This is a genomic window from Acinetobacter kookii (genome assembly GCF_900096895.1).
Taxonomy (GTDB): Bacteria; Pseudomonadota; Gammaproteobacteria; order Pseudomonadales; family Moraxellaceae; genus Acinetobacter; species Acinetobacter kookii.
In genome coordinates, this window is sequence record NZ_FMYO01000004.1 from 140229 (window position 1) to 163253 (window position 23025).

17 protein-coding genes and 1 pseudogene are annotated in these 23025 nt (G+C 40.5%); 16 read left to right on the forward strand and 2 right to left on the reverse strand.

What is annotated here, in order from left to right:
- The first annotated feature begins 160 nt into the window (after window positions 1-160).
- From plsB to BLP85_RS08255, 14 genes and pseudogenes are all read left to right on the forward strand, one after another.
- Entirely contained in the window at window positions 161-2662 is a 2502-nt protein-coding gene (gene plsB, locus BLP85_RS08190; RefSeq protein ID WP_092819712.1) for a glycerol-3-phosphate 1-O-acyltransferase PlsB, read from the forward strand.
- A gap of 183 nt (window positions 2663-2845) precedes the next feature.
- A complete protein-coding gene (locus BLP85_RS08195; RefSeq protein WP_092819625.1) occupies window positions 2846-3163 on the forward strand; it encodes an ArsR/SmtB family transcription factor in 318 nt (105 codons plus the stop codon).
- Window positions 3164-3264: 101 nt separating this feature from the next.
- The gene (locus BLP85_RS08200; protein ID WP_092819626.1) at window positions 3265-4995 is read left to right on the forward strand and encodes a SulP family inorganic anion transporter; all 1731 of its coding nucleotides are present in this window, start codon (window positions 3265-3267) and stop codon (window positions 4993-4995) included.
- Window positions 4996-5301: 306 nt separating this feature from the next.
- Entirely contained in the window at window positions 5302-6495 is a 1194-nt protein-coding gene (gene sstT / locus BLP85_RS08205) for a serine/threonine transporter SstT (protein ID WP_092819627.1), read from the forward strand.
- A gap of 33 nt (window positions 6496-6528) precedes the next feature.
- Window positions 6529-7203 carry a YoaK family protein gene (locus tag BLP85_RS08210; RefSeq protein ID WP_092819628.1) on the forward strand — a complete coding sequence of 225 codons (675 nt, stop codon included), beginning with the start codon at window positions 6529-6531 and terminating at the stop codon, window positions 7201-7203.
- 14 nt (window positions 7204-7217) lie between these two features.
- Window positions 7218-7754 carry a DUF2058 domain-containing protein gene (locus BLP85_RS08215; protein ID WP_092819629.1) on the forward strand — a complete coding sequence of 179 codons (537 nt, stop codon included), beginning with the start codon at window positions 7218-7220 and terminating at the stop codon, window positions 7752-7754.
- A 214-nt stretch (window positions 7755-7968) separates the two neighbouring features.
- Complete coding sequence (locus BLP85_RS08220) at window positions 7969-9225, forward strand: mechanosensitive ion channel family protein (protein WP_092819630.1); 1257 nt, start codon at window positions 7969-7971, stop codon at window positions 9223-9225.
- 91 nt (window positions 9226-9316) lie between these two features.
- A complete protein-coding gene (locus BLP85_RS08225) occupies window positions 9317-10738 on the forward strand; it encodes a cryptochrome/photolyase family protein (RefSeq protein WP_092819631.1) in 1422 nt (473 codons plus the stop codon).
- A 114-nt stretch (window positions 10739-10852) separates the two neighbouring features.
- Window positions 10853-11113 (forward strand): annotated as a pseudogene (locus BLP85_RS08230) (IS5/IS1182 family transposase); the annotation flags it as partial.
- A 200-nt stretch (window positions 11114-11313) separates the two neighbouring features.
- Window positions 11314-13167 carry an ABC transporter ATP-binding protein gene (locus BLP85_RS08235; RefSeq protein WP_092819632.1) on the forward strand — a complete coding sequence of 618 codons (1854 nt, stop codon included), beginning with the start codon at window positions 11314-11316 and terminating at the stop codon, window positions 13165-13167.
- Window positions 13167-13616, forward strand: a complete 450-nt coding sequence (locus BLP85_RS08240) for a MaoC family dehydratase (protein ID WP_092819633.1) — start codon at window positions 13167-13169, stop codon at window positions 13614-13616. Before BLP85_RS08235 ends, BLP85_RS08240 begins: the two co-directional genes overlap by 1 nt.
- Before the next feature lie 108 nt (window positions 13617-13724).
- Entirely contained in the window at window positions 13725-14753 is a 1029-nt protein-coding gene (locus tag BLP85_RS08245; protein ID WP_092819634.1) for a helix-turn-helix transcriptional regulator, read from the forward strand.
- A 71-nt stretch (window positions 14754-14824) separates the two neighbouring features.
- Entirely contained in the window at window positions 14825-15199 is a 375-nt protein-coding gene (gene gcvH / locus BLP85_RS08250) for a glycine cleavage system protein GcvH (RefSeq protein WP_092819635.1), read from the forward strand.
- 310 nt (window positions 15200-15509) lie between these two features.
- The gene (locus tag BLP85_RS08255; RefSeq protein ID WP_092819636.1) at window positions 15510-16691 is read left to right on the forward strand and encodes an MFS transporter; all 1182 of its coding nucleotides are present in this window, start codon (window positions 15510-15512) and stop codon (window positions 16689-16691) included.
- An 82-nt stretch (window positions 16692-16773) separates the two neighbouring features.
- On the opposite strand, the gene BLP85_RS08260 is transcribed toward BLP85_RS08255, so the two are convergent.
- The gene (locus tag BLP85_RS08260; protein ID WP_092819637.1) at window positions 16774-17970 is read right to left on the reverse strand and encodes a PilT/PilU family type 4a pilus ATPase; all 1197 of its coding nucleotides are present in this window, start codon (window positions 17968-17970) and stop codon (window positions 16774-16776) included.
- Between the two features lie 335 nt (window positions 17971-18305).
- Window positions 18306-19367, reverse strand: a complete 1062-nt coding sequence (locus BLP85_RS08265) for a 3-deoxy-7-phosphoheptulonate synthase (protein WP_092819638.1) — start codon at window positions 19365-19367, stop codon at window positions 18306-18308.
- 989 nt (window positions 19368-20356) lie between these two features.
- Between BLP85_RS08265 and hppD the strand changes: the two genes are divergently transcribed.
- Window positions 20357-21418, forward strand: coding sequence for a 4-hydroxyphenylpyruvate dioxygenase (gene hppD / locus BLP85_RS08270; RefSeq protein ID WP_092819639.1), 1062 nt, complete (start codon window positions 20357-20359; stop codon window positions 21416-21418).
- Window positions 21419-21615: 197 nt separating this feature from the next.
- Window positions 21616-23016, forward strand: a complete 1401-nt coding sequence (locus BLP85_RS08275) for an amino acid permease (RefSeq protein ID WP_092819640.1) — start codon at window positions 21616-21618, stop codon at window positions 23014-23016.
- The last annotated feature ends 9 nt before the right edge of the window (window positions 23017-23025 follow it).

Consider the following 23025-nt stretch of genomic DNA (forward strand, 5'->3'; position numbering starts at 1 on the left):
GCAATTTCAATTTAAAAAACAATATTTTTTAAACCCATAAGCTTGTAATATCCACCAAATCGTTACAACTTAAATGACGCAATTGTCATCAATAAAGTTTGTATTTATTCATGCAATTGCACACAATATCCAGCAAATGAAAACTGATTTAGGGAATCAAATGTCTCATAAGAGTTATAGCCGGTTCTATCGACAATTTACACAGAAAATTTTAGATAAAATCGTGACTCCTCAAGTCTTGGGCAATACTGAAGAATTAGAAAATAATATAAAAAAACAGTTAGATAAAAAAATAATTTGTTATGTATTACAAGATGCATCCCTGAGTAATACGGTTTTAATTGATACTGAAGCCAAGGCACGTCAACTGCCTTCCGTTTTTGCACCTTTAAGCATTCAAGAATATCAGGAAGATGATTCCATTCTGGCTTTAAATGTGCCCAACTCGAAAAATGAGGCCTATCATTATTCAGCAAAATTGATTCGCCTCATTGAAGCTTTGGAAAAATATCCCGAATACGATATTGAACTGGTTCCGGTGACGGTTTTATGGGGCCGTTCACCCGAATATGAAGACTCTTGGTTTAAAGCCTTATTTGCCGATGCCTGGGCGACACCGTCCAAATTAAAGCAGGCCTTGAATATTTCTTTATATAGCCGTGAAAACTATATTGAATTTCACAAACCGATTTCCCTAAGAGCAGCTATAGAAAAATCTAAAATTGAATATCCAAACTTTTCCCCGGCACATTCTGTGGTCAAGGAACTCAATAGCAATTTTAATAAATATAAAGAAGCGATTTTAGGTCCCGACTTATCGGACCGCCGCAATCTCATTAACAAGTTAATGAAAACCGAAACGGTGCAGGATGCCATTCGCAAAGAAAGTATTGACAACAAAATCAGCATGTTTGAAGCGGAAAACCGCGCCAAGGGCTATTTAACCGAAGTGGTTTCGGACTTTTCCTATTCTACCCTGCGTTTTGCCGAACTGGCGCTGACCAAACTCTGGACGCAACTTTATGATGGAATTGAAGTACATAATTTCGATACCGTGCGCGAGCTGGCCAAAGATTACGAAATTGTCTATACCCCTTGCCATCGCAGTCATATTGACTATTTACTGCTGTCCTATGTGATTTTTAACCGTGGCTTGATGGTTCCGCATATTGCCGCCGGCATTAACCTCAACTTACCTGTGGTCGGTCAGATCATGCGTGGTGGCGGTGCCTATTTCATCCGTCGTACTTTTAGCGGTAATGAACTCTATACTTCTGTTTTTAAAGAATATCTTCACAGCTTGTTGTCGCGCAACACCCCTTTGGAATACTTTATTGAAGGCGGCCGTTCACGTACCGGTCTGCTGTTGCCCCCGAAAAAAGGCATGCTGTCGATGACGGTCCAAAGTCATTTGCGTGGTGCAACCAAGCCGATTGCCTTTATTCCCACCTATTTTGGTTATGAAAAGCTGATTGAAGGCACCTCTTATTTAAATGAACTGAATGGCAAACCGAAAGAAGCCGAATCGATCTGGGGCATCTTGAGTTCAGTCCGTAAAATTGAAAAAGTTTTTGGCCAGGTACATGTCAATTTTGGTGAACCGGTTTTTCTCGATCAGGTTCTAGCTGAACATCAGGCCAAGCAAATTAAACTCAATATTCATGATGAATTACCTCAACCGGTGATTCAAACCGTCAATCAGGTGGCCAATTCAATCCTGGAAAATATTAATAAAGCCGTAGTGATTAATCCGATCTCTTTAATCTCACTGATCTTATTGAATGCTGAACATCATGCTTTAACTGAACATGATTTAATTGCCAAAATTGATCAATATCGTCATGTATTAAAAACGACGAAATATGATGCAAAAATGATCATGACGGAATTATCGAGTGCAGAGATTATTCAATATGCTGCAAAATTAAAACAGGTTGAGATCTTTAGCCAAAATGATCAAAACTGGGTGCGCGTTGCTGAAAGTCAAAAAATTCTGTTAAGTTATTTTAGTAATAATATTCTGCACTGTTTTATTCTGCCGGCACTCATTGCAATGCTGGTGCATTCGTATAAAAAAATTTCTATCCATTATTTAACCGATACCCTTAAAAATATTTACCCTTATTTTAAGGAAGAATTTTTCTTAAAATGGTCTATGGATGAATTAGAAAAAGAAATCACCATCATTATAGGCAGTTTAGAACATTTAGGCTGGATTGTTCGTCAGGATCAAACCCTTTCTATTCCAGCCGATGAACACATGCAAAACCAGCTTGTCACATTGGCACATTTGTCTGCTTCCAGCCTGAATAACATGACCATGATTGCTACATTACTTCAGCACTATGCTCCGCTGCAAGCACTGAGCCTGAAAGAACTGGAGAAAATGGGCAAAGCAGTACTGAACAAGCTGTCGCAAACCAAAAAGATTCAGGCCGGTTATTATTTTGACAGCGCAACCTTGAAAAGCTTTATTGCTATTCTTAAACAAAATGGTCTGCTCAGTACTCAAGAAAATCATTTTGTCATTAGTGATGATTTTGAAGAAAAAATGTCTGCCATTTTTAACTGGTATGATCCTGAAACACGCCAGGCCATTACTGAAGCAGTTCATTTTAATGAAAAAGAATTAAAAGGATTTAAACAGAGCCATAAGAATTAATAGGTTTTATTTATACTCCAGCTAGGCATTTAATTTAGATTAAATGCCTCATTTCAATGGATATAAGAATATCTGATAATTACCTTCATTAAAAACCATTGAAAATGTTACATTTTCATCCTATATGAGATTAATCAGGCAGTATACTGCCTAGGTTACTGTTGCGTAGTATGGAAATGCTGTATGAATACCGATCTTGAAATTGCTTCTATGCATGAGTCTATTGATCTTGTTGTCACAATATTAAAATCATTAGCCAATCCAGATCGTTTACTTATTTTATGTCATCTTGCCAAACAGGAATTAAATGTCTCGCAAATAGAACAGATGACACAAATAAGCCAGCCTACCTTATCACAGCAACTGATGATGCTCCGTAAAAGCGACGTGGTGACCACACGCCGCGAGGGCAAACAGATTTTTTATTCCATTAAAGATGAGAAACTGGTTCAGGTGCTCAATACCCTCTATCAACTGTATTGTCCTAAAAATTTAATTTAATCCTATAAATAAAAGAAAATTGAGTCGAGATCACCGTCCGGATAAGACTTCTTAGCATTTTTTATGCATAATATATCTAAAATAGTGATTTAGCTTTAGATATGTCAGATTTAAATTCTCGATTAACGACGCTATTACCCGCTTGGCGCTGGTTACGCACCTACAGTCCAGACAAGTTTAAATCTGACCTTCTTTCCGCTCTTATTGTCATTGCCATGCTGGTTCCGCAAGGCATGGCCTATGCCATGCTGGCCGGACTACCGCCCATTATGGGACTGTATGCCAGTATTCTGCCCATGATTATTTATGCCATGGCCGGAAGCAGCCCGACGCTGTCTATTGGTCCGGTCGCAATTATTTCCATGATGACCTTCGCGACCCTCAATCCCTTGTTTGAGGTCGGCTCGCCCGTTTACATCCAGGCTGCCTGTCTGCTTGCCGTGATGGTGGGTATTATTTCACTTTTATTAGGAATCTTTCGATTTGGATTTCTGATTCAGCTGATTAGTCATCCGGTCATCAAAAGTTTTATTATTGCCTCTGCCTTGCTGATTGCTTTGGGCCAATTCAAATTTCTGGTTGATGTGCCTTTAAAGGCCAATAATATCCCTGAGTTTGTATTCAGCGTTTGGCAATATATCAGATATAGCAATTCGGCATCTTTAATCTTTGGCCTGCTTGCGCTCATTTTTCTGATTTATCTTCCTAAAGTTTTACAGTCCAATGCAGTACAAAGTCGAATAGGTTCGACGGCATTTCTGACGAAAGCCTTGCCTTTATGTTTGGTGGTGATTTCGATTGCTGCGGTGTATTTTCTGGACTTAAAAGCCGTAGGCATTAAAACGGTAGGAGAAATCCCTTCCGGTTTTCCCCCGCTGAGTATGCCCTACTGGAATCTGGATCTGGTCATCACCCTGTTTCCCGGTGCAGCCATGATTGCCATGATCAGCTTTGTCGAGTCTTTATCTATTGCTCAAGCGACTGCCTTACAGCAGCGCAGTCATTTAAATAGCAACCAGGAACTGGTCGCGTTAGGATTATCCAATTTAAGTGCTGGCCTCAGTTCAGCATTTCCGGTCACCGGAAGCCTATCGCGCACGGTGGTCAATGCAGATGCCGGTGCCAAGACACCGCTGGCAGGGGTCATTTCATCCCTGCTTATTGTGGTGGTCAGCCTTTATTTTACCGGTTTTTTCCGTGACCTGCCTTTGGCCATTTTGGCAGCCACCATCATCGTCTCAATCTGGAAACTGGTTGATTTTAAGCCATTTATTGAAACCTGGCGTTATTCCAAAGCAGATGGCATTGCCATGTGGATTACCTTCTTTGGCGTACTCTGCATCGATATTTCTACCGGTTTGCTACTGGGTATTGTTTCAACCTTTATTCTGCTACTGTGGCGGATCAGCCGTCCGCATATTGCCGTCATTGGTCTGGTCGAAGGAACCCAGCATTTTAGAAACATCCAGCGCCATCATGTGCTAACGTCAAACAAAGTCCTTTCCATGCGTATAGATGAAAACCTGACCTTTTTAAATGCCAATACTTTTAAAGGTTTTCTGATTAATGCCATGAGTCAGTACGCGGATTTAGAGCATGTGGTCATTAACTGCTCCAGTATCAGCGCCATTGACCTGAGTGCGCTGGAAATGCTGGAAGACCTGAATGCCGAGCTCAATAAACTGGACATTAAACTGCACTTTTCCGAAATTAAGGGTCCAGTGATGGATAAATTACGGCATTCAAAACTGCTGAATCATTTAAGTGGCCGGATTTATCTGTCCCATTTTCAGGCCATGCAAGAACTTTCCCCGGAAGTTTTTTTAAGATAAATTGGATAAATATGGCCACCCTCAATTTCGGGGGTGCTATTTAAAAATACCGGTGATGTTTGAATTAAAAACCAAAAAAGAATGGCTTAGCAGTATAAAACTGAGCAGAATGATCAGAAGTATTTGTATTATTTGAATATTTAAAAAAATATACCAATTTGATTAAAAACTGAGAATATCGACTTTAAAAATAAACAGTTAGTTTTTATATGGAAATTATTTTTTAGCAAGAACACTTTTAGGTATAAAATGCCACCTATCTCTGTGATTTTTTTTTAGCCCTCGTATTTGTAACAAGGCATCTTTATGTTTTCTGCTTTAATGCGTTTGAGTTTAGTCTCCCAAATTATTATCGCCATTATTTTAGGTATTGGTGTTGCTGTTTTGTTCCCGAATCTGGCTCCTTATTTAAGCCTGCTGGGTGACTTGTTTATTAAAGCACTTAAATCTGTTGCACCCGTTTTAGTTTTTGTCCTGGTTTTATCTTCCATTGCTAATTTTAAAGTCGGACATAGCGCGAACATCAAACCCATTATGCTGATGTATGCAGTTGGTATGCTTTTGGCCGCATTAAGTGCCGTGGTTGCCAGTATGCTGTTCCCAAGTACGTTATTTTTGGATGTCCCTGCACAAGCTGACCTGCAAGCACCGGGTAGCCTGGTACAGATTTTAAAAAATCTGCTGCTCAGCTTTGTAGCAAACCCAGTGGTTGCCATTAGCGAAGCCAACTTCATTGGTATTTTGGCTTGGGCTGTTGCTTTGGGTGCTGCATTCCGTCATGCATCGGACAGCACCAAAACCTTTTTAACCGATGCTGCCACTGCAGTAAACCAGGTGATTCGTCTGGTCATTAACTTCGCCCCTGTCGGTATTTTTGGCCTGGTCGCCGTGACTTTTGCTGAAGCCGGTTTAAGTACGCTTGAAAGCTATGCACAATTGTTAGCCGTATTGATTGGTACCATGTTCTTTGTAGCCTTGGTGGTCAATCCCATGATGGTGGCTTTTGTTACTCGCACCAACCCGTACCCACTGGTTTTTCAGTGCCTGCGCGAAAGTGGCATTACTGCCTTCTTTACCCGTAGTTCAGCAGCCAATATTCCGGTTAACCTGGATCTGGCCAAACGTTTAGGTGTGAATGAATCTACAGCCAGCGTTGCCATTCCTTTAGGAGCAACGATTAATATGGCGGGGGCTGCTGTTACCATTACCGTGCTCACCCTAGCCACTGTCAATACATTGGGTATTTCTGTTAATTTCACCACCATGCTGGTTTTATCGGTACTTGCGACCATTTCAGCCTGTGGTGCTTCCGGTGTAGCCGGCGGTTCTTTATTGCTGATTCCTGTTGCTTGTGGCCTGTTTGGGATCAGTTCGGATATTGCCATGCAAGTGGTAGCCATTGGTATGGTGATTAGCGTATTGCAGGATTCGACCGAAACTGCATTAAATTCTTCAACAGATGTGCTATTTACTGCTGCCGTTGACCGCAGTTTGGATTAAGATAGTCATTATTAAGTATTTTTTTGTGACGTTATGCCTTTTCAAACTTTACCGCTGTGGGTTCAATTAGGGGCTTTTTTTCTTGCAGTCAATGCAGGAATGATTAACGTTCTCGGACTGGTGACCGTGCTGCATCAGTCCGTTTCCCATATGACCGGAAATGTCAGCATGTTGGCCATGGCCTTACTCAAGTGGCAACCTGAAACCATCCTTTACTTAATTCTGGTTATTCTATGCTATGTGATTGGTTCATTTTATAGTGGATTTATTCTGGGCAATAGCCAGTTCAAGTTGGGAAGCCGCTACGGTTTACCTTTAAGCCTGGTGGCTTTTTTTATCCTGTTATGTTGGCTTTTACTTCCCTATTTCCCGCGTTATGCCTTACTTTGGGCATGTGCTGCCATGGGTATCCAGAATGCCATGGTCAGCCATTATAAAGGTACCATTATTCGGACCACGCACTTATCGGGTGTTTTGACCGATTTGGGCTTGGCTTTAGGCTACAGGTTACGGGGACTAAAGGTAGAACGTAGACGCATTATTCTGCACTTGCTCATTTTATTTGGATTTTTCATTGGCGGTTTACTTGCCAGCGTGATTTATCCTTATTTAAAATTGAACGCCTACCTCGTCCCAGCAATATTAAGTTGGACACTTAGCTCGATTTATTGGGTAATTTATTATCGTTATCGGCAGACTCAAGAGTAATATCGGAATTTATTATGGTCAAAAATGCATTACAGGCTCAATTGCTAAAAGCGGGTTTAGTCGATAATAAAAAGGCTAAAAAACTGTCAAAACAGGCAGTCCATGAGCAACGTACCGGACAAAGCAACGAAGCTGAATTAAAGGCCAAAATTGCCCAAGACCAGCAGGAAAAACTGGCTCGCGACCAGGCACTGGATTTAGAGAAAAAACGCCTGTTACAGGGTAAAGAATTAAAAGCTGCCATTGTTCAAATGATCAACCAGCACAAAATTAAAGATACCGATGGCGAAATGGCCTACCAGTTTATTGATGACAATAAAGTCAAAAAGATTTATCTCAATCAGCAGATTTACAATGCCCTGGTTGCAGGTTCACTCATTATTGCCAAAGAAACCGAGGGTTATGCTGTTTTACCTAAGGCCCTGGCAGAGCGAATTAATCAAAAAATGGAAGGCTTTATTATTGTCAACAATTCTGAAAAAAATGAACAGACTACAGATGAAGACGATCCATATGCAGCTTACGTCATTCCTGATGATTTAATGTGGTAAGCCCGGTTCATCAACAGTTAAAGGAATTCCCTATGCCAGTATTCGTATTGGCATAGACTACAAGAATAGAATAATAAGAAAAAATTAAGCCATTCGAGTATCAGGCCAGCTGGTGAATTTTGTTTTAGTTCATGTATGTAAAACGTTATCTTTATAATAATAAAAAAATAACGCTATACACTATTCCATAATTTTAAAATTTAAGGTTAAGTTTTTGGAACAATTGGCATTTATACAAAATATTCGGGACTGGTCAGATCAATATCCCTGGCTAGAAATGCTTACCTCTCTTAGTATTTTAATTTTACTGGCCCTCCTGGCAAATTTTATTGCCAAGCAAGTCGTGGTTCGCGGTATCCGCCAACTGATTTCCAAGATGAAATTTTTCAATCAGGACATTTTTACCCAGCACAATGTTATTCGCCGGGTTTCCAACATTGTGCCAGCCATTGTGATTATGAACGGTATTGTCACTGTTCCGCATCTTTCAGAAAAAGTAACTGTTTTTATCCAGATGGCGGCACAGGCGTTTATTTTTCTCACCCTTGCTTTGGCCATCAGTGAATTTTTAAGCATTTTCAATCTGGTTTATCAACGTAATCCAAAATCAAAAAACAAGCCGATTAAAGGTTATTTACAGCTGGTTAAGCTGATTATCTTTATTGTCTGTGGCTTGATGATTTTAGGTACTTTCCTTAAAAAAGATGTGTTTACCCTGCTGGCAGGTTTTGGTGCCATGGCAGCAGTATTGATGTTGGTTTTCCAAAATACCATTCTTTCTTTGGTCGCATCAGTACAAATTTCATCTTATGACATGGTGCGAATTGGTGACTGGATAGAGATGCCGTCACTGAATGCTGACGGCGATGTCATTGATATGTCATTACATACCATTACCGTTCAGAATTTTGACAAGACCTTAACCACTATTCCCACCAACAAGCTGGTGACCGATACTTTTAAAAACTGGCGCGGTATGGCTTATGCGGGAGTCCGGCGGATTAAGAGATCAATCTTTATCGATCAGAGCAGCGTGCATTTTATGACCCCGACTGAACAGCAAAAGCTGAAAGAATTTTTATTGCTGGATCAATATTTAAATAGTAAACATGATGAGCTGGAACGCTTTAATCAGCAACTCTCGAACCAATCTTTATATAATCAGCGCCGTTTAACCAATTTAGGTACCTTCCGTGCCTATGTTGAATTTTACTTAAAACAGCATTCCGGCATCGCGCAAAATCAATCGCTGATTATTCGACAGTTACAACCGACCAGTGAAGGTTTACCCCTGGAAATTTATGCTTTTGCAAATACCACCGTATGGAAGGATTATGAAGCGATACAGTCTGATATCTTTGATCATTTACTTGCTATTGTCCCGGAATTCGGTTTAAGCGTTTATCAGGCGCCCTCCGGTGCTGATTTCAGGCAATTCACGGCACGTTCGGCAAATCAGGCCGAAATTTAAAACTTGGCGGGTGATGCAATCTTTAAAGCATATTACTGTTGTTTTTATTTATACTTGAAGCGTTTAACTGAAAATAAGGCATCCCCCGTTCATGCAATTGATATGGTTTAGACAGGATTTGCGTATACAAGATCATGCTGCGCTTTGGCATGCAACTCGGTCTGGAAACTGTGTTGCCCTGGTGATTCTCTCACCGGAGCAATGGCAACAGCATGATGACAGTCCTGCCAAACAAATATTTTATTTACGCCAACTGGAAACGCTCAAATCACAGCTTCATCAGCTGAACATCCCCCTGCTGACTAAACATATTCCTTTATGGAAAGATGTCCCGCATGAAATGCTGCAGCTTTGTCAGCGATTGGGTATTGACGCTGTGCATGCCAATATTGAAATTGGCGTGAATGAATTAAAACGCGATGCTCAGATGCAAGAAAAACTGGAGAAGCATCAAATCCCGTTTGAGCTTTATCATGATCAGACAATTTTTCCTGTCGGTTCAATCTGTAATAAATCCAATCAACCTTATCAAGTGTTTAGTGCTTTTAAAAAGCGCTGTTATGAACTCCTTAGCATTGGCCTACCGCAATGTTATCCAGCAGTCGCAAAGCAGGAAAAAATAGAGCTGAACCTGGAATCAGAAAATACAAAAATCAGTGCATTAACCTATATGCAAAGCTCTGCATCAGATCAGTTACAGCAGCTTTGGCCTGTGACGGAAGACTATGCTCTGAATATTTTGAATCATTTTGTTGACTCTAAAATACAGCAGTATCAACAGGAACGGGATTTTCCTGATCTTAATTCAACCAGCCGATTGTCTGCTTATTTAAATATCGGTACAGTTTCAATCAGGCAGTGCTTACAAGCCGTGTTTAGAAAACAAAATGGTCATTTTCATATAGACAATGCGGGACAACAAACCTGGCTAGATGAATTGTTGTGGCGAGAGTTTTATCAACATATTCTTTATCAATTTCCTGCCGTTTCTAAACATCAGCCTTTTAAAAGTAATACTCAAAAGGTTCAATGGCGTAACGCTGAACAAGACCTGCATGCTTGGCAACAAGGTCAGACCGGAATCCCGATTGTAGATGCGGGTATGCGTCAAATGCTGCAAACGGGCTGGATGCATAATCGGGTTCGTATGATTACAGCAATGTTCTTGACCAAGAACCTGCTGATTGACTGGCGTCTGGGTGAAAAATGGTTCATGCAGCATTTAATTGATGGCAATTTGGCAGCCAACAATGGAGGCTGGCAGTGGTGTGCTTCAACGGGAACCGATGCAGTACCCTATTTTCGAATCTTCAACCCTATCACCCAATCGCAAAAGTTTGATCCAAATGGCGATTATATCCGCACATGGGTACCGGAACTGGCGCATCTGGATGCAAAAAAAATCCATGATCCTTATGCTTACCCACAGGTGCGAAAATTAAATTACCCACGGGCAATTGTGGATTTAAGCTTATCGCGCAAGCGTGCTATAGAGGCGTTTAAGGCAATCTGACTTGGAAATATTAAAGAATCGCCCTGCTCAATCAGGGCGAGACCCAAAACTACTGCAATCTACAAATCGTTTCAGTTGAATGCTGCTCTAAGGTGCCAAGGAGAATCCACCTAAAAGAATGCCAAGCCCTAGAAAGATTCTAAAATCAGTTCAATTGATCGAAATGAATTAATTCAAACCATTAATCTTGCGAAGCAGTGTTTCTCAGGTAGAACTTTCTGAAAAAAATGGTCGGGCTATCATCGACGAAGTTTAGCTGACGCCAAAATGCACTGTATCAAATTGTTAGGTGATCAATTAACTTCAAGACATTTTCAAAGCCAGGTTAATGAAATTCATGTATGTGTGGCTGTACTGAACAAATTTACCGAGTGAGGTAGACCTCATACCCAAGTGATCTCCTAAATTTTAATGATTTGGAGTAAATTCAGCTTTTAAATATTTATGTAACAAAGCCGTTAAAATGAAAAGTTTACTGATTTAATCAGACTTTTAGATATTCATTAAATTATTATTTATACTATTAAAGTTGCAATAATATTCAGCCTAACAGCCATTTACTCAAGGAAATTCGCATGTTGCAGTGGTTTGAAAAACTCGTCGACCCTTATCCATCCAAAGGTTTAAACGAACCACTTCCTACCCGTTTTTTCCCTTTTGTCTGGCAAGCCGCCCAAGGTGTGCGGCCTTATTTATTGTTGCTGGTGATGTTTACCGCAGCTGCTGCAAGTTTTGAGGCCTTTCTTTATTCCAAAATCGGCGATCTGGTCAACTGGCTAAGCAAAAGCCAACCTGAGAATTTTTTGGCTCAACATAGCCAAAATCTTACAATCCTGAGCTGCATTCTACTGGCAAACATTCTGTTTGCCAGCCTGCAATCGATTATCAAGCATCAAATTTTATACAGTACTTTTCCCATGCGTTTACGCTGGCGTTTCCATAATTTACTGTTACAGCAAAGCCTGGACTTTTTTCACAATGACTTTGCCGGACGTCTATCTGCCAAAGTGATGCAGACCTCGCTTGCAGTACGTGAATTCTGGGTGATTTTAGGGGATATGGTGGCCTATGTTCTCATCTACTTTACCACCATTAGTCTGGTCCTGGCGGCAATTTCCCCTCTGCTGATTGTGCCGCTCTTGCTTTGGCTGGTGCTGTTTATTTGCGCTGCCTGCTTTTTTATTCCCCGTTTAAGCCAGATTTCAAGTAAGCAGGCCGATGCCCGTGCAGTCATGACCGGTCGTGTTACGGATGCCTATACCAATATTCAAACCGTGAAACTATTTGCCCATGCCGGCCGTGAAAGCAAGTATGCCAAAGCGTCCATGCAAGACTTCATGGTCACGGTATATAAGCAAATGCGCCTGGGTGCACAGTATGAGATCAGCATCAATTTACTCAGTGTGGTTTTATATGGTGGGGTCTTAGGTACGGCTATCTGGCTCTGGATTAACGGCCAGGCTGAACTCGGTATTATTGCTGCCACAACAGCTATGATCTTAAAACTCAACAGTATTGCCGAATTTATGATGTGGCAGTCATCCGCTCTGTTTGAAAATGTCGGTACCATCCAGGACGGCATGAAAACTATGGGACGTCCGATTCATATTCAGGACAAACCGGATGCGCAACCCTTGCAGGTACGGCATGGAGAAATCAAGTTTGAAGATGTCAGTTTTGCTTATCAAAATAAAAATGTGATTGATCATTTTAATTTGACCATTAAACCGGGTGAAAAAATTGGCATTGTCGGCCGTTCTGGTGCAGGAAAATCAACCCTGATTCAACTGTTATTGCATTTTTACAATATCAACCAAGGTCGTATTTCGATCGATGGTCAAAATATTCAAGATGTGACTCAGGACAGTTTGCGAAAAAATATTGCTTTTGTCACTCAGGATACCTCTTTGTTACACCGTACCGTGGCCGAAAATATTAAATATGGCCGACCCGATGCAACAGATGAAGAGATGTTTGAAGCCGTACGCAAAGCCAAGGCGGAAGATTTTATTCCACAGCTCACAGACTTACGTGGCAAAACTGGATATGAAGCCTATGTGGGTGAACGTGGCGTCAAACTGTCTGGGGGTCAGCGTCAGCGTATCGCCATTGCCCGGGTGTTTTTAAAAGATGCGCCAATCCTGATTTTAGACGAAGCCACCAGTGCCTTAGATTCTGAAGTGGAAGCGGCAATTCAATCCAGTCTGGATGAATTGATGGAAGGCAAAACCGTGATTGCCATCGCGCACCGACTCTCTACCATTGCACAAATGGACCGCTTGATTGTGCTGGATGAAGGTCACATTGCCGAGCAAGGTACGCATGATGAACTGGTCGCGCTGGGCGGTATTTATGCACATTTGTGGCAAAGACAGACGGGTAGTTTTTTGATAGAACAACAAGCATTAAAGAAAAAGGATATGCATTGATGCTGTATTTAGAAGATATAAAAGTGGGGGATCGTTTCATTAGCCGCGAATATGAAATGACCTTAGAAGAAATCAAACAGTTTGCACATGCTTATGATCCTCAAGTTTTTCATACCGATGAACATGAAGCCCAGGCACATCCTGTTTTTCAGGGTATTGCTGCCAGCGGTTGGCACACCTGTGCAGTCACCATGCGTTTATGGACTGAGTGTTTTCCGGTTGCTTACGGCCTGATTGGTTCAGAGTCCAGTCTGCGCTGGCCGCGTCCGACCCGTCCTGGCGATAAGATTCATGTCGAGGTCGAAATTGTGGCAATTACGCCATCAAAAAGTAAAAATGACCGCGCTATAGTCAGTTATGTGACCCAGGCATTCAATCAGAATAATGATATGTTACTTATTTCCACCACTAAAATTGTGGTCTTTAAAAAAGACGTTCAGCCTGAATAATTTTCAGGCTTTAAAAATATTGTCCAACAATTTTAAGAGGATAGTCTTCCTATTCGTGCCAATATGGCACTTACAATTAGAAAAACGAATGAATGCAATGGATGGCGCATGAAAACGATTTCTCCAAGACAGGATCAAGGCATACCGGGTGTTTATGGACTGCTGCTTTTAGATGTAGTTTCCCGCTGGGGCTATAATGCTGAAGCACTCTTTACCCCGTTTCATTTAAACAGTGAACAGCTGGCAGACCCCAACTTTCGTATTCCCACACCCGTTGCCAATGAACTGGTCAAACATGCACTACGTTTAACCGGTGAACCGACACTGGGTTTCCATTTGGGCACCCAGATGCGTATCTCGATTCATGGCTTTATTGGTTATGCCATTATGACGGCACGTGATATTACCGATGCCCTGATTCTGGCGAACCGGTTTATCCAGCTGCGTATGCCCTTTTTACAGCTTTATTTTTCCACCTTTGGCGAAAAAGCAACCTTACAGTTGCAATGTGACTTCGACATTGAACCCTTACGCACTGAAATTGCCATTGCCCTGACCTTTGGTATTATCACCATGGCCAAAGCCCTGACCGGTTGTGAAGATCTGTCCGGGGAAATTGATTTTGATTTTCCCAAACCTGCCGGTTTTGAACGTTACATGGCAAAATTTCCGTCGCATCAGTTCCGTTTTGAACAGCCACATTTGTTGTTCAGTTTTGATAAAAAATATCTGGGCCTAAAGATGGTCAATGCAGACCCAATTGCCAGCCAGATTGCGATTAACCAGTGTGAAGCTGAACTTTCTGCACTGGGTGAACGTCGCCGTCTGGCCATGCGGGTGCGTGACATTCTGACCAATTCTGAACAGCACTATTTAAGTATTGAAAATGTGGCGGATCGGCTGCATATGTCAGATCGCACCCTGAAACGCCAACTGGCAGCTGAAGGCACCTCCTTTTCCACTTTGGTGGATGAAGTGCGTTATCGGCATGCAACTTCCCTGCTTTCACGTACCGATTACACCCTGGAGCAGATTGCCGATGAAATTGGCTATAGCGATGTTGCCAATTTCAGCCGGGCCTTTAAGCGTTGGAGTGGTCGCAGCCCAAGCAACTGGCGTAAAGATCCTTATCTATAAACTTTTGTTTTCATCAAAAAACATGTATAAAACATGGCAAAAATGATTTGAATATTTTAAAGGAGTCATCCATGAATCACCCTTCAGAATTAAAGTACGCCAGTACGCACGAATGGGTCAAAATTGAAGGTGATCTGGTTATTACCGGTATTTCGGACCATGCACAGGATGCATTGGGCGACCTGGTTTATGTAGAAGCCCCAGAAGTGGGTCAGCAAGTCACTGCCGGTGAACAGGCTGGTGTAGTTGAGTCGGTTAAAACCGCGTCTGATATTCATGCGCCTGTTTCAGGTGAAGTGGTTGAAGTGAATTCAGCACTTGAAGATGATCCTGATTTTGTTAATGATGACCCTTATGGCAAGGGCTGGATTTATAAAATTAAGCCAGACAATATGGCAGACGTTGAAAAATTACTTTCAAGCAGTGAATACGAAGCAGGTTTGTAAGACTGCCTTAAATAAGAAAAATCAGCCTTGGTGGCTGATTTTTTTATTTTAAATGATGGCTTTTAAGACATAGATCTCTCATAAAAAAGGGAAAAAATCACAATATGATATTAACAACAAAATAAATTTAAAAATAAATATTTTTTATTGATTAATTCTTACATAGGTATACTTTTCCATTAAAATTAGCTAAAATTCGAGCATTCATTCGACCAGCTCCCTTATCTTTATAACTATAAAAACTGAGTCACCCTCATTCTTACCTTAAGTCTGCTGCGTCGTCTAATACTGATGATTATCTAGGTAAATTATGTCCTCTGCTGTAAATGCTGAAAATTTATGGAATAAATCCTTTATTCTATGTCTGGCTAACAATTTATTTTTGTTTATCTTTTATTTTGCCCAAACCACCATCTTACCTATTTATATTTTAAAAGACTTGCATGACAGTTTGGCGCAAGCCGGTCTAGCCATGACCCTGTTTATGGCATCCTCAATTGCGGTTCGTCCCTTTAGCGGTTTGATTATTGAAAAAATCGGACGCAAGAAAGCACTTTATATTTCTGAAACGCTATTCTGTCTGTTTTCATTTGCCTATATTTTTGCAGATAACCTGAACGTACTTTTGGCCATTCGGCTATTACATGGGATCTGGTTCAGTATTTTAACCACGGTAGCCGTCCCCATTGCCAATGATTTTATTCCTGCAAACCGTAAAGGTGAAGGTATGGGATATTTTGTCATGTCTATTAATCTAGGGATTGTGTTGGGGCCTTTAATCGGTTTGACGCTTATTCAGCAACTTTCTTATCCGAGCGTTACTGCGATTCTGGCTGCCCTTATTTGTCTGGGCTTTATCTTTTGTTTCCTGATCCCCATTCAAGCAATGCCAAAAATGCAGGCTGAACCCATTAAGCGTAAATTATCCATTCATGACTTTGTTGAAAAGAAAGCTTTGCCAGTTTCAATTATGGCCATGATCATCTCTTTTTCTTATGCCAGCATTATGTCGTTCATTTCGACCTTTGCAGAGTCAAAAAATTTACTGGCTTATGCAAGTTTATTCTTTGTGATCTTTGCCATTTCGATGATGAGCTTACGTCCTATTACTGGTAAAATTTATGATCGAAAAGGTGCAAATTACGTGGTTTATCCCGCTATTGCCTTATTTGCTATTGGGCTGATGGTTTTAAGCCAAGTTAATACAGTGACTGGATTAATGCTGGCTGCAGTTTTTGTCGGTATGGGATTTGGTTCAGCTCAACCCTGCTTACAAACCATTTCCATTCAGCACTCACCCAAAGACCGCATTGGACATGCCACCTCCACCTTTTTTACCTTTTACGATATTGGTATCGCTATTGGTTCAATCTTGTTAGGGATGATTATTGCTGATCAAGGTTATAGTTTTACCTATCTGCTTTGTGCAGCAATCACCGCACTGAGTCTGGTTTTCTATAAGTTTTTTATCGATCAACCCAAGTCTGCATAATACAAAAATAAAGCTTTAAATCAATAAAATAGGCATTAATCGCTTTGGGTTAATGCCTATTTTATAAAAAGAAGTATCCGAATTAAGAAGCGTCCTGGTCACTTTGGGCTTGATTCTCTTCCGGAGCTTTATCTTGCACCATACTGAAGGATGTCGCTGAGCCTGGAACCGTTTGATCCTGTCTGTTACTTTTCAATTTAATCTGCAAGCGCAATTCATTCATGGAGTCAGCATTACGCAGCGCTTCTTCATAACTGATTGCATCCTCATTGTATAAATCGTATAAAGCCTGATCGAATGTTTGCATGCCCAATTCACGGGATTTCTTCATGATTTCTTTGAGTTCATGAAAATGGCCTTTCAGAATAAGATCGCCAATTAATGGCGTATTCAGCAAAATTTCAATGGCTGCACGACGACCACGCCCATCCTGAGTTCGCACCAAACGCTGGGAGATAATCGCTTTCATGTTTGAAGATAAGTCCATCAATAATTGATTGCGACGTTCCTCAGGGAAAAAGTTAATGATGCGATCCAGCGCCTGGTTGGCGTTATTGGCATGTAAAGTACCTAAACATAAGTGTCCGGTTTCGGCAAAGGCAATGGCATGCTCCATGGTTTCGGTATCCCGGATTTCACCAATTAAAATGACATCCGGTGCCTGACGCAGGGTGTTTTTCAAGGCATTGTGCCATGAATGGCTGTCTACGCCGACTTCACGGTGGGTAATCATCGATTTCTTGTGTTTATGCACATATTCCACCGGATCTTCCACGGTAATAATATGTCCGGCAAAATTTTCATTACGATGATCAATCATGGCCGCTAAAGAAGTCGATTTACCCGAGCCAGTTGCACCGACTACAAGTACCAGACCGCGTTTTGCCATCATCACATGTTTTAAGGATTCAGGCAGTTTTAACTGGTCAAAATTTGGAATTTCTGCGGTAATGGTTCGTATCACCATCCCCACTTGTAATTGTTGCTGAAAAACATTGATACGAAAACGCGAAACATTGGGAACGCTAATGGCAAAATTACATTCCAGCTCGCTTTCAAATTCAAGCCGCTGTTTTTCATTCATTAAACTATAGGCAAACAGTTTGGTCTTGTCGGCAGTCAATGCCTGCTGGCCAATCGGTTTCATTAAGCCCTGATGTTTAATGCTCGGTGGAAAATCTGCTGAAATAAATAAATCCGAACCGCCATATTCCACCACCTTGGTCAGCATATGGAACATTATTTTGCGTGCTTCTTCCAGTAATTCCGTACTATACATATTTTCCCCGATGAGAATTGTTTCTAGGATGCACGCATACCGAGATTGGTTTAATTTATTTAAATGCTCATCTCAGTCGTGAAGAAACAATTCATGTTTTATTGATTACTATTTTTCCCTATTGTGCATAAACATAGTAAAGTGCTCAACTTTGTTATTTTTAACTAGTTAAAAGTATTAATAAAAATTGCAAACACCATCAATGAACAGCTGATTTAAAATTAACCAGATAACATAACTATGGTTTTAAACAGAAAAAAGCCCCTTAAGTTCAGGGGGCTTTATAGTAATGTTATGTATAAATCTTTGATGGTCTATAACTTTTTCTTATAAAATCACGCACTACGTTTTAATTCAGATAGACGCACTGAATCTGCCACCTCCAGCAAAAGTTGCTGGGTTTTGTCCCAGCCCAGGCAGCCATCCGTTACCGATTGGCCATAGGTCATCTCACAGGAAATCTTCTGCTGACCATCCACCAGATAGCTTTCTAGCATTACCCCACGAACCTGACTTTGTGTACGTTCCTCAATAATTGTCTTGAGCACCTGGGGCTGTAAGAGCGGATCTTTGTGGCTATTGCCATGACTGCAATCAATGACTAAAGCAGGCAATTCACCTTTGCATTTTTCTCTGATCTTTTCAATTTCAGCCAGCTGGTAATTAGGACCCGAATTTGCACCGCGTAAAATCAGATGTGCTTTCGGATTGCCTTTCGATTCCAGGATACAAGGTAATCCCGATTGGCCCAGACCCAGGAATTGATGGGAATTCGATGCAGACTGAATGGCATCCAGTGCAATTTGAATGGAACCATCGGTGCCATTCTTGAAACCAATGCTGTATGGCATATGGCTTGAAATTTCACGGTGAATCTGGGATTCACTGGTACGCGCGCCAATGGCGCCCCAAGCCAGTAAATCGTCAAAATAGGCTGTTGCCATTGGACTTAAAATTTCAGCAGCAATTGGCAAACCCATTTCAATAATTTGTAAATACAAGGCACGTGATTTTTCCAGGCCCAACTGCATATTGGATGAACCATCCAAATCTGGGTCATACAGGAAGCCTTTCCAGCCAATGGTGGTACGGGGTTTTTCAATATAGGCACGCATTACCAGGAAAATCTGGTCTGCTACCTGGCTTTGTAATTGTTGTAATTTTTGTGCATATTCAAGTGCAGCAACAGGATCGTGAATCGAGCATGGACCGGTCACCACCATCAATCGATGATCTTTGCCTGCCAAGATATTTTCAATGATTTGACGCTGCTCAGCAATTTGTTGCGCCAGTTTGTTTGATAAAGGCAATTGCGCCTTCAATTGATGAGGCAAAGTTAAAGCGGTTTCTTTTGCAGTTGTTTGAGTTTGTTGTAAAGCAGTATTTAAGGCATTCATTGGTCTTTCCTGGGGACTATTCAGTCCAATCTTTTATTTGAGCGTTATGGGTCTAATGGATTGGGTGTGCAGAGTCATCAATTGACTAAAGTAAAACCAATAAAAGTTGCTAAAGTATGAATAATTTAATGTTTTCATGAGTAAGCTCCAAAAAGTATAAGAAAAATAAAGCATAAAAAAACCTGATCAGGGTTGCCGATCAGGTTATAAACTGGGTGGGCAACCTTTTCTTGCCCGAACGCATTCAGGCAATTATCTAAATTGCCAAAAGTAATAAGTTGCGTTTGAGAGTACAGGTTGCTTTAACATCTTTATTGCTTCAAAAAAGTATGTATCTTGAAATTAAAATACGCTGTATTGCCATATTTGACAATAGTTTTATTTAAAATAAAACGACATCAATCATTAAACTTTTGTTTATACCTGGTGTAAAAACTGCCCTTAAACGCTGCAGTTGGACCAGTTTTAAAAAACGTGTAAATCCTCTGCTCATTACTTTTTTAGCTCTCACCGCATCAATGGGCTAAATTATTTTTATTCGATCGAAATTCAATTTCTTCATTTCTAAAATAGACATTTAATTTATATAAATAACAAGCTGATAAAGCAATTTTAGTGCTTAAGCGATAATTACAGTTACAAAAAAAAACAATTATTGACCCAGAAAATGAACCTCAAAAATACAAAACAATATTTTATATATATCATTACTTTATGTTATAAGATAAATCCATTAAGTCAAAATATTACATAATACGTAATTTACTTATGTATTGCATAATAAAAAGCCCACCGTATGATGTGAAAATAAATCGAATTTATCGTATAAGGTTTGCACTTCACCTGGGAACCACAGCGATAAATAAAGGATGAGACAAACGGATTTGTCATAAAAATTTAAATGATTAATATGATTTTTCTCGTTTGTTTAAAAGTGAATCTCTTAAAAAACAGGCAATAGGATTGCTTTAAGAAAATGAGGATGTTGTATGGATAAGCTAGCAAACCCTTTAGAACTTTGTGGATTTGAGTTTATTGAATTCGTATCTAAAGATGGCGATCTAGATGGAATTTTTCAAACGCTTGGTTTTAGCAAAGTTGCAAAGCATAAGTCTAAAAATGTGTATTTATGGCGTCAAGGCAACATTAATATCATTCTCAATTATCAACCAGAATCTTATGCAGCATTTTTCTTTAAAGAACACGGACCTTCTGCATGCGCAATGGGCTTTAAAACCCTAGATGCCGCCAAAGCCTTTCATAAGGCCATTGAATTAGGTGCAGAGCCGATTTATTCAAAAATTGGTCCAATGGAGCTCAACATTCCGGCCATTAAAGGGATTGGTGGCTCGCCTATTTTCCTGGTCGACCGTGATATTTACCAAAGCGATTTCATCTTCTTTAATGATGTCAATTCACATCCGGTAGGAACAGGATTAAAAGAAATCGATCATTTAACCCATAATGTCTATAAAGGCCGTATGCAATACTGGTCAGATTTTTATGAAAGAATTTTTAATTTTCAGGAAATTCGTTATTTCGATATTAAAGGTGAATATACCGGTTTAACTTCAAAAGCCCTCACCGCGCCTGATGGAAAAATCCGTATCCCGCTGAATGAAGATTCTGACAAAGGCAATGGTCAAATTGCCGAATTTTTAAGTGATTTTAATGGTGAAGGTATTCAGCATATTGCTTTTATTACCGATGACCTGATTGCAACTTGGGATAAATTAAAAGCTTTGGGTGCCAAATTTATGACGCCGCCACCCAACACTTATTATGAAATGCTGCAAGATCGTTTACCCAATCATGGTGAACCGACCGATGAACTGCAAAAGCGTGGCATTCTGCTGGATGGCAATACACAAAATGACGACAAGCGTTTGTTGTTGCAGATCTTCTCTGAAAATATGCTGGGTCCGGTATTTTTTGAATTTATTCAACGTAAAGATGATGACGGTTTTGGTGAAGGTAACTTCAAGGCCTTGTTTGAATCGATTGAACGTGACCAGATTAAACGTGGTGTACTGGATATTTCAAAAGCTTAATCTCAGTTCAATCTTTTAATCAAAGTTGTGATGATTTTCTATGTACATACATGGCTGTGTACATAGTAGATTTACCTCTGAATTAAATGATTTCAATAATATTTCTGATACTGCTCTGATGCTTGAATAAAACAAGAATTAAATATAATTGCATTCATCTCAATAGAGCACTATCTCAGCATGGATGAAGATAGAAAATGCAGCAAATTGAACAAGGAAACCTGAAAAAAGGTTTAAGTAACCGTCATATCCAGCTAATTGCACTGGGTGGCTCCATTGGCACCGGACTATTCCTGGGTATTGCTCAAACCATTAAGCTTGCGGGCCCATCGGTAATTTTAGGGTATGCCATAGCCGGACTGATCGCTTTTTTAATGATGCGCCAATTGGGTGAAATGATTGTAGAAGAGCCAGTGAGCGGCTCGTTTAGTCATTTTGCCTATAAATACTGGGGCAAATTTGCCGGTTTTATGTCGGGATGGAATTACTGGGTATTGAATATTTTGGTCTGTATGGCCGAACTAAGTGCAATTGGTCTTTACATTCATTATTGGTGGCCAGAAATTCCGACCTGGGTTTCCGCCCTAGGCTTCTTTATTTTTATTAATGTGATTAATCTTTTACATGTTAAATTGTTTGGTGAAATGGAATTCTGGTTAGCCATTATTAAAGTATTGGCCATCATCGCCATGATTGCCTTTGGGAGTTACTTACTCGCAAGCGGTAGCGGTGGTACACAATCCAGCATGCAAAACCTATGGGAATTGGGCGGTTTTTTCCCGAATGGTGTCATGGGTTTGGTCATGGCCATGGCGATGATCATGTTTGCATTTGGCGGTATTGAATTGGTCGGTGTTGCAGCTGCGGAAACCGATAATCCGCAAAAGACTTTACCCAAAGCCATCAACCAAATTGTTTATCGGGTTCTGTTATTTTATATCCTGAGTTTGGTGATTATTTTGTCGCTGTATCCCTGGAACCAAATGGCACAAGGCGGCAGCCCTTTTGTCCTTATTTTTGATTCCCTGGGCAGTCAAACAGTGGCGACGATTTTAAATTTTGTGGTTCTGACTGCGGCTGTTTCTGTATATAACAGCACCAATTATTGTACCAGCCGCATGTTGTTGGGCCTGGCACAACAAGGCAATGCGCCTGGATTTTTGCGTAAAATTAATCCCCGTGGCATTCCGGTCAATGCTGTCATGGTCTCTGCTTTTTTTACTTTAATCTGCGTACTCATCAATTACCTATTTCCCGAAAAAGCTTTTAATTTACTGATGATGCTGGTGGTTGCTGCAATTGTAATTAACTGGGTGGTTATTTCGTATACGCATTTAAAATTCAAAAAACACATGCTAGCCATGAATGCTTCAACCCAATTTCCCAGCATTGCCTACCCGTTTACAAATTATGTCTGCATTGTTTTTATGGGCGGTATTTTGCTGATTATGAGTCAAACTCCCGATATGCGTATTGCGGTTCTGATGATTCCGGTCTGGATTTCATTACTCTTGATTGCCTATTTCTTTAAAAATAAGAAAATTTCGGACCATCAATTAGCATTAAAAGATAAAATGCGTTCTATACCGAAGGCTTGATTTGTTTTA

Excerpts from the sequence above, each read along its gene's own strand:
- plsB (WP_092819712.1), top strand. The coding sequence starts at position 161 with ATGTCTCATAAGAGTTATAGCCGGTTCTATCGACAATTTACACAGAAA.
- BLP85_RS08195 (WP_092819625.1), top strand. The coding sequence starts at position 2,846 with ATGAATACCGATCTTGAAATTGCTTCTATGCATGAGTCTATTGATCTT.
- BLP85_RS08200 (WP_092819626.1), top strand. The coding sequence starts at position 3,265 with ATGTCAGATTTAAATTCTCGATTAACGACGCTATTACCCGCTTGGCGC.
- sstT (WP_092819627.1), top strand. The coding sequence starts at position 5,302 with ATGTTTTCTGCTTTAATGCGTTTGAGTTTAGTCTCCCAAATTATTATC.
- BLP85_RS08210 (WP_092819628.1), top strand. The coding sequence starts at position 6,529 with ATGCCTTTTCAAACTTTACCGCTGTGGGTTCAATTAGGGGCTTTTTTT.
- BLP85_RS08215 (WP_092819629.1), top strand. The coding sequence starts at position 7,218 with ATGGTCAAAAATGCATTACAGGCTCAATTGCTAAAAGCGGGTTTAGTC.
- BLP85_RS08225 (WP_092819631.1), top strand. The coding sequence starts at position 9,317 with ATGCAATTGATATGGTTTAGACAGGATTTGCGTATACAAGATCATGCT.
- BLP85_RS08235 (WP_092819632.1), top strand. The coding sequence starts at position 11,314 with ATGTTGCAGTGGTTTGAAAAACTCGTCGACCCTTATCCATCCAAAGGT.
- BLP85_RS08240 (WP_092819633.1), top strand. The coding sequence starts at position 13,167 with ATGCTGTATTTAGAAGATATAAAAGTGGGGGATCGTTTCATTAGCCGC.
- BLP85_RS08245 (WP_092819634.1), top strand. The coding sequence starts at position 13,725 with ATGAAAACGATTTCTCCAAGACAGGATCAAGGCATACCGGGTGTTTAT.
- gcvH (WP_092819635.1), top strand. The coding sequence starts at position 14,825 with ATGAATCACCCTTCAGAATTAAAGTACGCCAGTACGCACGAATGGGTC.
- BLP85_RS08255 (WP_092819636.1), top strand. The coding sequence starts at position 15,510 with ATGTCCTCTGCTGTAAATGCTGAAAATTTATGGAATAAATCCTTTATT.
- BLP85_RS08260 (WP_092819637.1), bottom strand. The coding sequence starts at position 17,970 with ATGTATAGTACGGAATTACTGGAAGAAGCACGCAAAATAATGTTCCAT.
- BLP85_RS08265 (WP_092819638.1), bottom strand. The coding sequence starts at position 19,367 with ATGAATGCCTTAAATACTGCTTTACAACAAACTCAAACAACTGCAAAA.
- hppD (WP_092819639.1), top strand. The coding sequence starts at position 20,357 with ATGGATAAGCTAGCAAACCCTTTAGAACTTTGTGGATTTGAGTTTATT.
- BLP85_RS08275 (WP_092819640.1), top strand. The coding sequence starts at position 21,616 with ATGCAGCAAATTGAACAAGGAAACCTGAAAAAAGGTTTAAGTAACCGT.